10 protein-coding genes are annotated in these 12,347 nt (G+C 69.0%); 6 read left to right on the top strand and 4 right to left on the bottom strand.

The window, feature by feature from the left end; all coding sequences use genetic code 11:
- Positions 1–85: 85 nt before the first annotated feature.
- From AC1GI4_RS05010 to AC1GI4_RS05000, 3 genes are all read right to left on the bottom strand, one after another.
- A complete protein-coding gene (locus tag AC1GI4_RS05010) occupies positions 86–2,230 on the bottom strand; it encodes a TonB-dependent receptor (RefSeq protein ID WP_479628773.1) in 2,145 nt (714 codons plus the stop codon).
- A 75-nt stretch (positions 2,231–2,305) separates the two neighbouring features.
- On the bottom strand, positions 2,306–2,656 hold the full coding sequence (locus AC1GI4_RS05005; protein WP_479628772.1) for a hypothetical protein: 351 nt from the start codon (positions 2,654–2,656) through the stop codon (positions 2,306–2,308).
- Entirely contained in the window at positions 2,653–2,829 is a 177-nt protein-coding gene (locus AC1GI4_RS05000; protein WP_433911079.1) for a hypothetical protein, read from the bottom strand. The genes AC1GI4_RS05005 and AC1GI4_RS05000 overlap by 4 nt, the downstream gene beginning before the upstream one ends.
- Positions 2,830–2,925: 96 nt before the next feature.
- Between AC1GI4_RS05000 and AC1GI4_RS04995 the strand changes: the two genes are divergently transcribed.
- On the top strand, positions 2,926–3,543 hold the full coding sequence (locus AC1GI4_RS04995; RefSeq protein WP_479628771.1) for a S24 family peptidase: 618 nt from the start codon (positions 2,926–2,928) through the stop codon (positions 3,541–3,543).
- Positions 3,544–3,695: 152 nt separating this feature from the next.
- Here AC1GI4_RS04995 and AC1GI4_RS04990 read toward each other — a convergent pair whose 3' ends face one another.
- Complete coding sequence (locus AC1GI4_RS04990) at positions 3,696–3,893, bottom strand: hypothetical protein (protein WP_479628770.1); 198 nt, start codon at positions 3,891–3,893, stop codon at positions 3,696–3,698.
- Positions 3,894–4,037: 144 nt separating this feature from the next.
- Here AC1GI4_RS04990 and AC1GI4_RS04985 point away from each other — a divergent pair, with 144 nt between their 5' ends.
- The 5 genes from AC1GI4_RS04985 to AC1GI4_RS04965 all read left to right on the top strand — a co-directional run bounded on the left by AC1GI4_RS04985 (position 4,038) and on the right by AC1GI4_RS04965 (position 12,320).
- On the top strand, positions 4,038–4,265 hold the full coding sequence (locus AC1GI4_RS04985) for a hypothetical protein (RefSeq protein WP_294275229.1): 228 nt from the start codon (positions 4,038–4,040) through the stop codon (positions 4,263–4,265).
- A 112-nt stretch (positions 4,266–4,377) separates the two neighbouring features.
- Entirely contained in the window at positions 4,378–6,381 is a 2,004-nt protein-coding gene (locus AC1GI4_RS04980) for an autotransporter assembly complex protein TamA (RefSeq protein WP_294275230.1), read from the top strand.
- Entirely contained in the window at positions 6,378–10,532 is a 4,155-nt protein-coding gene (locus AC1GI4_RS04975; protein ID WP_479628769.1) for a translocation/assembly module TamB domain-containing protein, read from the top strand. The genes AC1GI4_RS04980 and AC1GI4_RS04975 overlap by 4 nt, the downstream gene beginning before the upstream one ends.
- Before the next feature lie 37 nt (positions 10,533–10,569).
- A complete protein-coding gene (locus AC1GI4_RS04970; protein ID WP_479628768.1) occupies positions 10,570–11,544 on the top strand; it encodes a quinone oxidoreductase family protein in 975 nt (324 codons plus the stop codon).
- A 158-nt stretch (positions 11,545–11,702) separates the two neighbouring features.
- The gene (locus tag AC1GI4_RS04965; RefSeq protein ID WP_479628767.1) at positions 11,703–12,320 is read left to right on the top strand and encodes a peptidylprolyl isomerase; all 618 of its coding nucleotides are present in this window, start codon (positions 11,703–11,705) and stop codon (positions 12,318–12,320) included.
- Positions 12,321–12,347 lie beyond the last annotated feature (27 nt).

The raw sequence follows: 12,347 nt of genomic DNA, 5'->3' as shown, positions 1-12,347 counted from the left end.
GAGGGTAGGAAACCTCGCCGACCGGGACACCCCTCCGACAGGCCTGCGGCCTGCCACCTCCCCTGCAAGGGGAGGAAAGACTGGCTTACAGCTTGAAGCTGAGCGTCGCGCGCAGGTCGCGCCCGGCGAGCGGGGCGAAGTCCTTCAGCACGCTGGCGTGGCGGCGGGCGTCGACGTCAAAGATATTGTTCGCCGACAGGGTCAGTGTCGTCGGGTTCAGCGTGCCCCAGGGCTTCAGCTGCAGCGAGGCGTTGACCAGGGTGAAGCCGTCGGTCGGCGTCTCCAGGCCCAGCACGCGAGTCTGCTGGAAGCTGCGCTCCACCTCGACGCGGGCGTTCACGCTCTCCGAATGCGCTTCCAGGCCCCCCAGCAGACGCAGCGGCGGGATACGCGGGGCGGGGCCGGTGCCGATGATCTGGGCATGGACATAATCGCCCAGCAGGTCGGCATTGATCGCATATTTGCCGATCGTCGCCAGGCGGAGCGACCCTTCCGCCTCGATGCCGTAATAACGCGCATCGGCCTGCGCATAGGCGAAGCAGGGCAGGTCCACCTCGCGACCCGAGGGCGCGGCGGCGGCGACACATGGACCCTGCTGGACCAGCGCGTCATAGATGTAGTTGGAGAAACGGTTGTAATAGGCCGAGGCGTCGAAGCTGTACCCTTCGCCATGACCATGAACGGTCGCCTCGATCCCCCAGCTGGCTTCCTTCTTGAAGTTCGGATTGCCCAGTTCATAGGCTTCGGTCCCGGCATGGGGGCCGTTGGCGAACAGTTCCTCGGCGGACGGCGCGCGTTCGGTGCGCGACAGGTTCAGGCCTGCACGCCAGTCGGGCGCGAAGCCATAGCTGGCGCCGATCGAGCCCGAAAAGGCGTCGAAGCTGCGCTGCCCCCGGAAGAATCGGTCGTCGCTAACCGCCGTGCGCGCGGTCAGCGAGGTGTGCTCATAGCGTGCACCGGCCTCCATCTTGAACGCGCCGCGATCCAGCTGCTGCAGGGTGAACAGCCCCACCTGCGCGGTGTTGTTGCGCGGCAGGAAAGCCTCGTCGCCGCGCACGTCGAAATCGCGGTTGAAGAACTGGACGCCCGATGCGCCCTGCCAGCCGTTCCGCTTGCTCTGGACCAGCTCCAGGCGGCTCTCGATACCCTTGTTGTAGAAGGCGGTGCCGATGCCGCCATCCTCTTCCAGTTCGTAATGGCGATATTGCGCCGCGCCCGCGCGCAGGCGGATACGGTCGAGGAAGCCGCCGCCCGTCTCGATCTCGCCGCGCAGGTCGAGGCGGTTCTGGACCAGGCTGAGGCGCGGGGCTTCGGGCTCTTCGCTACCCGGCGTCAGGGCGTAGCGGATCGGCACGCCGTACAGGCTGTCATAATGGCTATAGGCAATGCCCAGCGAGCCGGTATCGGTGATGAGCGCGCCGCCCAAGCCCGCCGTCCAAGTTTCGCTGGCGGTGTTGGGCAGGCGACCGCGCAGGTTTGCGATGGCGCCGAAATCGAGGGGATCGTTGGGGGCCTGCGCCGCCGACGCCTGCGCCTCGGCCCGCGCGCGGGGGGACAGGACATAGCCGCCGATCTTCAGGTCGTCGGTCTTCAGGTACGAGCCGTCGGCGTGCAGCACGAACTGCTTGCCCACCGCCACATCGGTCGCGCCCGCCACCGAACGCTCGGTCGCGGCCGAACCGTACGTCGCCATGCCCGACAGGCGATAGCCCTTTTCCGGCACCGAACGCGGGATGCGCGTGTCGATGACGTTGACTACGCCGCCCACCGCCGACGATCCGAACAGCAGCGCGGAGGGACCGCGCAGCACCTCGACCCGCTCGGCCAGCAGCGGGTTGATGACGACGGCATGGTCGACGCTGGTGTTCGACACGTCGATCGAGCCGATCCCGTCGGTCAGCACGCGGATGCGCTCGCCCTGGAAGCCGCGCAGAACGGGGCGCGAGGCGTTGGGGCCGAACGAGGTCGCCGACACGCCCGGCTGACGGGCCAGCGTCTCGCCGATGGTCGGGCGGATCGAGCGTTCCAACTCCGCTCCGGTGACGATCGAGGTGCCCGACAGCACATCGGCCTCCGACTGTTGCACCGGCGCGGTTACGACGATCTCGCGACCCCGATTGGCCCCCTGATTGCCCAAACCTGCGCCGTCGGTCTGCGCGGTGACCGGCGTGGCAAAAAGGGTTGCAAGCGCGGTGGCGGACAGACCGGACAGAAGGACAGGCTTAAACAAGGCAGGGCTCCGATTTGTGATGCCATGTCGACTACAGTGTTGTTACAACATATCAAGAAGAAATTCATGCTCCTGTCATCCGTTCGCCGCGTCGAGGCAGAGCAGGACACGCAACTGACGTGCTTCCCAATCCATCGCGATGTCAGCGATCAGGTCGCGGCCGAGCGGGATTTCGGCTTCGGGCAACGCGGCCAGCCAGTTCGACAGGGCTGCGCCGGGCGGCGCCTTCAGCGTCAGCACGATCACCGATCCGCTGAACGTCGCCGAACACCAGGGCTCTACCGACGCCACCGCCAGTTGCACCACGCACCCCGCCCGCGCGGCATGGGCGATCAGCGTGCGGGCCAGCCGCTCGCCGCGATCGGTGGGGCGGGGGCGAGCGGGGCGCATCGGAAGCGCGCGCTCGATCCGGGCAAAGGCGGTCATGCGCGATGGCCTTCGATGAAGGCGGTGACGCGCGCGATCATCTCCGGCCCCGGCTCCCGCCCCTTGCGCAGGTCACTGACCAGGCGGGGATCGTTGACCGCCAGTCGACCGAATTTCGTCTCGGGCATCAGGCTGGTTTTCAGATAGCGGTCGATCACTCCCAACAATTCCATGGACATTCTCCCAAAGTCCGATTCTCGTTTCGGTGTTCATGATCCGTTCCAGTTTCCAACTTGTCTAGGAAAAATCCTATGCCTATATCCGAAGGCATGGCGGACACGGACATCAGGGCGACATTACAGGCGCTTGCGGCGGATGCCGGCGTGAGCTTGGCGGCCTTGTCGCGGATGATCGGTCGCAACGACGCGTACCTGCAGCAGTTCGTCCAGCGCGGTACCCCGCGCGTGCTGGCGGAGGCCGACCGGCGGCAGCTGGCGGCGTTCTTCGGAGTGCCCGAGACGCGGCTGGGCGCTTTGCCCGAAACCGGGCCGATGCTGGTGCCCCGTCTGGCGGTCGCGGCGTCGGCGGGGCCGGGGGCGACGGTCGATGACGAGGTGATGATCGGCGTCGAGGCGATCGATCGCGGTCTCGCACGGCGGCTGGGCCTGAGCGACGGGGCGGCCTCGATGATCCGGGTGCGCGGCGATTCGATGGCGCCGGGGCTGCTCGACGGCGATCATCTGGTGGTCGACCAGCGCGATGTCCGGCCGAATGCGCGCGGCGGGCTTTACGTGATCCGCATCGGCGACGCGCTGATGGTCAAGCGGGTGCGGGCAGGGGTCGGGGGACTGGTCGCCACCAGCGACAATCCCACCGCGCCGCCGGTGCCTGACGGCTTCATCGCAGTGATCGGTCGCGTCGTCTGGCAGATGCGGTTGCCAAGCTGATGGACTTATTCCTCCCCTGTAAGGGGAGGGGGACCAGCGGAGCTGGTGGAGGGGTGTCGCCGGTCGTGAGTCGGGTCCATCCTCGCCGATGGTTACACCCCTCCGTCAGGCCTTCGGCCTGCCACCTCCCCGCTCGCGGGGAGGATTTTGATTTACCGACCCCGCCACCAGACGAGCAACGCGACTGCGATCCCGACCGCCAGCCCGATCAGCACCCCCATGGTCACTTCGCCGGTCGCCAGCCCCGCGATGATCCCGCCGACCACGCCCAGCGCGATGAAGATGCCGCCCGCATGGGCGGATGACGGGGGCGGGGGCGGGGGCGGGGGCGGGATTTGAGGGTCGGCCATGTCCCTTGTCCTGCCATGCGCGGGCCGCCGAAACCAGCCGCACATGGTCGAAATCGGGTTAACCATTTCAGGGGGTGGCTAAATTCATAACCCACGCCTAGGGGTGCCCCCGAGTTTCACGGCACGGTTCCGGGGGGAGTTTCCATGCGCGATTTTCGCGACGCCTATGTCGCGCCGTTCCTGACCGATCGTGACGTGGCGGATGCCGCCGAGATGATGGAGACCTTCGGCCTGGCGGCGGGCGGCGAGGCCGCGGCGCGGGCCGATCGCAGCCGCGACCTGGGCAATCACATCCATTTCTGTCGCTGGCGCCAGATCGAGCGGCTGATCGAACTCCTGTCCAGCGACGAGGCGATCGGCACCGTTCACTGATCGACGTGGCCGCCTGGGATGGCGCGCTTCGCGACGACCGGATCTGCAAATCTGTCCAGATGATGGTGCTTTGGGGTGTCGCTGTCGCATCCACGCGGCTAGGGATTGGCGCATGATGGTCCGCGTCGGGCGGCCGCGCCGCTCGGCCGCCATCATAAGCTTGGCAATGGGTCTTGGCGGCGCGGGCTGGCCCAGCTTTGCGGCTGCGCAGGTGGCGCGCCCTGCCGCGTCCCCGACGATCCAGGCGATACCGGGCAGCGACCTGCCCGATGATCCGACGATGCTGGACCCCTCGGCTCCGCTGGCCCCCTTGCCCGAGATCGGCGTGGCCTGGCCCGACCTGGCGACCGCACCCGGTGATCCGGTGGCGACGATGACCGCGACCGTCGACGCCGCGGCGGAGCGGCGTTATCGCTGGCGGGTCGAGGGGATCGACGGCACCGGCCCGCTGGTCCGCCAGCGTTTCGAGCAGCTCTCCACCCTGGATGCCAATGACGGCGAGCCAGCCAACGCCGCGCAGCTGGACCGGCGTGCGCGCGAGGACGCCCAGTTGCTGACCAACCTCCTGCGCGGGGCGGGTTACTACGATGCGCAGGTCACGACCCGGATCGAGCCGGGCAACGAGCCGACCGTCCTGCTGACGGCGGTGCCGGGCAATCTCTATCGCTTTGCGGGCGTGACGCTGGACGGGGTAAAGGCGGCGGGTGACAAGGCCGCGCCTCTGGAAAAGGCGTTCGGGATTCGCCCAGGCGATCCGGTCGATGCCGACACCATCGTCGCGGGCGAGGCGCGGCTGAAGACGGTGGTGGGCGAGGAGGGCTTCCCCTTCGCCAAGGTGGGCGATCCGCAGATCGTGGTCGACCGCGCCGCCCGCACCGCGACGCTGGACCTGTCGGTCGATCCGGGCTCGCCGCGTCGTTATGGCCGGATCGTGATGGCGAACGACAAGCTGTTCGATGCCAGGCATGTGCAGGAGATCGCGCGCTTTGCGCCCGGCCAGCCCTATGATTCCGCCGGGCTGGACGATCTGCGCCGCGCGCTGGTGCAGACCGGGCTGGTGTCGTCGGTCGAGGTGAAGCCCGTGCCCGGGGACGCGCCCGACACGGTGAACATCGCCGTCGCGCTGGAGCCCGCGCCGCCGCACACCATCGCGGGCGAGCTGGGCTATGGCACCGGCGAAGGCGCGAGTGCGACGATCAACTGGACTGATCGAAACCTCTTCCCGCCCGAGGGCGCGTTGACGCTGCGCAGCGTGCTCGGCACCCGCGAGCAGCTGGGCGCGGTCGTGTTCCGCCGCAACAATTTCCAGGGGCGCGACCGGGTGCTGACCGCGCAATTCTCGGCCGCGCACATCTTGCGCGACGCCTATGAGGCCAAGACGCTGTCGCTGTCGGCCGGATTGGAGCGCCAGACCAATATCTTCTTCCAGAAGACCTGGACCTGGTCGCTGGGCGGCGAGCTGCTGACCTCGGACGAGCGCGATGTGATCGAGAGCACGGGTCAGCCGCGCAGGCGGACCTTCTTCATCGGGGCATTGCCGACCAGCCTGAATTACGACGGGTCGGACGATCTGCTGAACCCGACGCGTGGCTTCCGGCTCGGCGGGCGGCTCAGCCCCGAAGTGTCGTTGCAAGGCAGCGTGTTCGGCTATACCCGGACGCAGATCGACGCCAGCCTCTACCATCCGTTCGGCGACCGGGTGGTGCTGGCCGCGCGGACCCGGCTGGGTACGATCCTGGGCGCGCCGCGCGACCAGATCGCGCCGTCGCGGCGCTTTTATGCGGGCGGCGGCGCCTCGGTGCGCGGTTACGGCTTCCAGGCGATCGGGCCGCGCGACGCAAACAACGATCCGATCGGCGGGCGAAGCCTGGCCGAATTCTCGATCGAGGCGCGGGTCAAGGCATTCGGCCATTTCGGCGTCGTGCCTTTTCTGGATGCAGGCAATATCTCCACCTCGCCGCTGCCGCGCCTGACCGGCCTGCGTTTCGGCACCGGACTGGGCGTGCGCTATTATTCCAATTTCGGGCCGATTCGCCTGGATGTCGGCACCCCGCTCAACCCGCAAAAGGGCGATAGCCGGGTCGCGGTCTATGTCTCGCTGGGGCAGGCGTTTTGACCGAGGAGACGGACGCGCCGCCGCCCGTTCGCGCGCCATTCCGTTGGGGGCGTGCGATCGCGATCGCCGTGGCGGCATTGGTCGGTATCGTGCTGGCCGCGCTGGGCGTGGTTGATATGTCGATCGGGCATCGCTGGGTCGCGGATCGGATCGCTGCCATCCGCACACCGACGGGGCTTCGCTTTTCGGTCGGGCGGATCGATGGGTCGCTTTATTCCGACATGCGACTGGTCGATCTGCGCGTCTATGACTTGGACGGCCTGCTGGTGCAGGTGCCGCAGGCGCGGCTCGACTGGCGGCCGTTGAACTGGGCGCGCGGGACGCTCGACATCCGCCGGGTCGAGGCGGCGACGGCGACGCTGTACCATGTGCCGCATACCCGCCGCACGGGGCGGCAGACTCCGATCCTCCCTGACTTCGACATCCGCATCGATCGGCTGCGGCTCGACCGGCTGGTCCTCGCTCGCCGCGTACTGGGCCGCGAGCGGGTAGCGAAGATCGAGGGACGGGCAGATATCCGCGACGGCCGCGCGGTCGTGACGCTGAACGGCGTGGTGGCGGGCAGCGACCGGCTGCGCCTGCATCTCGATGCCCGGCCCGACTATGACCGTTTCGATTTGGCGGTCGAGGCTTGGGGCGCCAAGGACGGCGTGCTGGCCAAGGCGGTGGGCGTCCGGGCGCCCGTGACGCTGAATGTCGCGGGCGCGGGGCGCTGGTCGCGTTGGGACGGTCTGGCGAAGGGCCGGATCGGCGGACAGCGTGCGGTCGATCTGCGCCTGTCGGCACAGGCGGGCCGCTATGCGCTGTCGGGCCAGATTGCGCCTTCGCTGGTGCTGCACGGGCGGCTCCAGCGGCTGACCGCGCCGCGCGTCATCGTCGCCGGGCAGGCCGATTTTGCGGATCGGCGGCTGAACGGCGCGCTGGTCCTGCGCTCGCCCGCGCTGCGGGTACGGGCGCGCGGCGTCGTCGATCTGGGTGCGAGCCGCTTCGAGGGCTTGCGTGTGGATGCCAGGCTGGTCCGGCCCGAGGCACTGTTCCTCAACATGAGCGGACAGGCGATCGCCATGTCCCTGCGCCTCGACGGCGCATTCGACCGGGCGGCGTTCGACTATAGACTGGCGGCAACGCGCTTCGCCTTCGACCGGACGGGGTTCGAGGACGCCGTCGCCGCGGGCAAGGGCCGGTTGCAGGGCCGCTGGCCGTTGACCCTGCCGATCCGTTTTACCGCGACGCGCGTGACCGGCGTAGGCGAGGCGGCGGGCGGGATATTGCACCGGCTGTCGGCGGCGGGCGAGCTGCGCATCACCCCGCGCGAGATCATGGGGCAGGGACTCGCACTGCGCTCCGACAAGCTGGCGGGACGGCTGAACCTGCACATCGACCTGACCAACGGGCGCTACGACGTCGGGCTGGACGGCGCGCTCCAACGTTACCTGATCCCCGGCCTGGGCATCGTCGACGTGACGTCGCGGCTGACCGCCGTACCCGGCCCGGACGGTCATGGCACCCGCGTTGTCGGGCGCGGCGAGGCGCGGGTCCGGCGGCTCGACAATGCGTTTCTACGTTCGCTGGCCGGTGGCCTGCCGCATCTGACCACCGATCTGGAGCGGGGGACGGACGGCGTCTTCCACTTCCACCGCCTGGTTCTGACCGGCCCCGACATCCGCCTGACCGGCGAGGCGATCCGGCGGCGCGACGGCACCTTCCATTTCGTCGGCGGCGGGCGCCAGCGGCGCTACGGCCCGGTCCAGCTGGTGCTGGACGGGCGCATCGATAAGCCGACGCTCGACCTGCTGCTCGCCGCGCCCAACGCGGCGATGGGATTGAGCGATGTGCGTGCGCATCTCGATCCGACCGATCAGGGGTTCGCCTTCCGTGCGGCCGGGGGCTCGCGGCTGGGGCCGTTCCAGGCGAGCGGCGCGATCCTGTTGCCGCGTGGGCAGGAGGCGGTGATCCAGATCCAGCCGCTGCTGGTGGCGGGTGCCCGCGCGACCGGCGCGCTCAACGTCGTGGCGGGCGGCTTTGCCGGGCGGATGGACGTTTCAGGGGGCGGCCTGTCGGGCGAGCTGCTGTTCCGGCCGGTCGGTGAGGTTCAGCGGATCGAGGCGCATCTGGCCGCCCGGCAGGCGGAGATTTCGGGCGTCACCGTCCGACAGGGCCGGGTCGACCTGATCGCGCTGCTCGATCCCGCCGGAGCCTCGATCGAGGGAACGGCGAATGCGCAAGGGCTGCGGCGCGGCGCGCTGCATATCGCGCAGATGAGCGGCACCGCCCGGATGCGTGGGGGCAACGGCGAGGTGAAGGTCGGCATTTCGGGATCGCGCGGTCGTGCCTTTTCGATCCAGACCGTGACTCAGGTCTCGCCCGACCGCTTCTCGATCACCGCGCAGGGCACGCTCGACCGGCGGCCGCTGCAATTGCTGTCGCCCGCCATTGTCACCCGTGACGGCGACGGCTGGGCGCTCGCGCCGACCCGGCTGAGCTTTGCGGGCGGCGAGGCCAAGCTGGCGGGGCGGTTCGACCGCGATGCCGTCGAACTGCAGGCCGGTCTGACGCGGATGCCGCTTGCGGTGCTCGACATCGGCTATCCGGGGCTGGGGCTGGGCGGCACCGCGACCGGCACGCTGACCATCCGGCAGGCGACGGGTGCGCCGACCGGCAAGGCGGACCTGACCATCCGGGGACTGACCCGTGCCGGACTCGTCCTGACATCCCGCCCGATCGACATGGGCTTGGCGGGTGTGCTCTCCGCCGAGCGGCTGGGCGTGCGCGCGGTCATGGCGTCGGGGGGCAAGATCATCGGGCGCGGCCAGGCACTGATCGTGCCGGGCGGTGCGGGGGATTGGGCCGGCCGGATGCAGGCCGGGCGCCTGATCGCGCAGCTTCGCTATGCCGGGCCTGCCGATACGCTATGGCGGCTCACCGGCGTCGAGATGTTCGACCTGTCCGGCCCCGTCGCGATCGGTGCGGACGTGACCGGATCGCTGAACCAGCCCGTCATTCGCGGGGCAGTGAAGGCGGTCGGCGCGCGCATCGAGAGCGCGACGACCGGCACCGTCCTGACCGACGTACAGGCGACCGGCCGGTTCGGTGGATCGCGCCTCGTCATCGACCGCTTCGCCGCGCAGGCAGGCAAGGACGGACGGGTCAGCGGCACCGGCCAGTTCGACTTCGCCGCCGCCAAGGGTGTCGGCCTCGACCTCGCGCTCAACGCCAGCAATGCGGTCATGATCGCGCGCGACGACATCGGCGCGACGGTGACGGGGCCGCTGACCTTCCATTCGGACGGCGCGGGCGGCACGATCGGCGGCGACGTGGTGCTCAATCGCAGCCGTTATCGCCTGGGCCGGGCCTCGGCCGCGACCGCCGTTCCGCAGCTCAACATCCGCGAGATCAATATCCCCGGCGGCGGCGAGGAGGACGATGTTCCGCGCAAGCCCTGGACCCTGGCGGTCAAGGCGCACGCGCCGAACGGCCTGATCGTGTCGGGCCTGGGGCTGAACAGCGAATGGTCGGCGGACCTGAAGATCGGTGGCACGCCCGACAATCCGGCGATCACCGGCCAGGCGACGCTGATCCGGGGCGATTACGAATTTGCAGGTCGTGATTTCGACTTGGCGCGCGGGATCATCCGCTTCGGCGGAGAAGTGCCCGCCAACCCCGCGCTCGACATCGCCGCCAACGCCAATGTCCAGGGGCTGAGCGCGACGATCCGCGTGACCGGCACCGCGCTGAAGCCCGAAATCGGCTTTTCCAGCACGCCTGCGCTGCCCAATGACGAACTCCTCTCCCGTCTGCTGTTCGGCACGTCGATCGCCAGCCTCTCCGCGCCCGAAGCGTTGCAGCTGGCCGCCGCCGTCGCCGCGCTGCAGGACGGCGGCAACGGGCTGAACCCGATCAACGCGGTGCGGCGTGCGGCGGGGCTCGACCGGCTTCGCGTGCTGCCCGCCGACGTGCAGATCGGGCGCGGCACTTCGGTCGCGGCGGGCAAATATATCACCCGGCGTTTCTATGCCGAGATCATCACCGACGGTCAGGGCTATTCCGCGACCCAGATCGAGTTTCAGGTGACGCGCTGGCTGTCGCTGCTCTCCAGCATTTCGACGCTGGGGCGGCAGAACGTCAATGTACGGATATCCAAGGACTATTGAGGCGTTGGCCCGCCCGAACGCGAACAGGAGTGCAGCCATGGAAAAGACCGCCTTTATCGACCGCACCGGCGGCCCGGAGGTCATCCAGTGGCGCGACGAGGACCTGCCCCCGCCCGCACCGGGCGAGGTGCGGATGCGCCACCATGCGGTCGGGCTGAACTATATCGACACCTATCACCGCAGCGGGCTCTACCAGATCGACCTGCCGGGCAAGCTGGGCTCCGAAGCGGCGGGCGTGGTCGAGGCGGTGGGCGAGGGCGTGACCGACTTCGTGGTCGGCGACCGGGTCGGCGTGTTCGGCCCGGCGCGGGGTGCCTATGCGACGGCGCGCAATGTCGCCGCCGACCTGCTGGTGCCACTGCCGGATCATGTCGACGACCGCACCGCGGCGGCGATCCTGCTGAAGGGCGCGACGACGGCCTTCCTGATTGAGGATTGCGCGAAGGTGCAGGCGGGCTGGACCGTGCTGGTCCACGCGGCGGCGGGCGGGGTCGGCCATCTTGCGGTCGGCTGGCTCAAGGCGATCGGGGCGGAGGTGATCGCGACCGTCGGGTCACAGGCGAAGGCGGAGAAGGCCCGCGCGGCGGGGGCCGATCATGTCATCCTCAACCGTACCGAGGATGTCGCCGCCCGCGTGCGCGAGATCACCGGCGGCGCGGGCGTGCCGGTGGTGCTCGACGGGGTCGGCAAGGCGACCTGGGAAGCCTCGCTGGACAGCGCGTCGCGGCGCGGGCTGGTGGTCAGCTTCGGCAATGCCTCCGGCGCGGTGGACGGCGTCAATCTGGGGATATTGGCGGCCAAGGGATCGCTGTTCGTGACCCGTCCGACCCTGTTCGACTATGCCGTCACGGCGCAGGAGAAGCGCAGCCTGATCGCGCGCGTCTTCGCGATGCTGGAGAAGGGCGCGATCACGCCGGAGATTGGCCAGAGCTTCGCGCTGACCGACGCGGCCGAGGCGCACCGCGCGATCGAGGCGGGGGAGACGGTGGGGAGCACGGTGCTGATCCCGTGAGGCTGGAGCGTGGGCTTCGACTTCGCTCAGCCTGAACGGCGTTTGTGGTTGGGGCCTCCCCAACTTCCGTTCAGGCGGAGCGAAGTCGAAGCCCAAGGGATTCACCCCGCCCCAAAACCCCGCTAACCTGCCGCCGACATCTTCATCCGGAGACCCTGATGATCGCGCTTCTCCCGCTCGCCCTGCTCGCCGCCCAGACCGCACCCGCCATACCCCTTGCACCGGCGACGACCGAAGCCCCCAAGCCCGTCATGGTCCGCGTCGCGATGCAGACCAGCCTCGGGCCCGTCGTGTTCGACCTCGACCGCACCCATGCGCCGATCACCACCGCCAATTTCCTGCGCTATGTCGACCAGCACCGTCTGGACGGTGTGACCTTCTATCGCACGGTTCGTGTCGCGCCCGATTTCGGCTTCGTCCAGTTCGGCATCCAGAACGAGCCCAAGCGAATCCTGCCTCCGATCGCGCATGAGCCGACGACCAAGACCGGGATCAAGCACACGAACGGCACCATCTCGATCGCGCGCCTCGCCCCCGGATCGGCGCGCGGGGATTTCACCATCATGGTCGGCGATCAGCCCTCGCTCGACGCCGATCCGTCGAAGCCCGGCGACAATCTGGGCTATGCCGCCTTCGGCCATGTCGTCGAGGGCATGGACGTGATCCACAAGATCCTCGACCAGCCCGCCGACCCCGCCAAGGGGCCGTTCAAGGGCGAGATGCTGGCCGCGCCGGTCAAGATCCTGTCGGCAAAGCGGGTGGCGGTGGTGCCGTGATCGGAAACCGCGTTCGTTCCGAATGCT

The organism is Sphingomonas sp. 77B, assembly GCF_056497825.1.
This window is presented reverse-complemented; position numbering and strand designations above follow the sequence as displayed.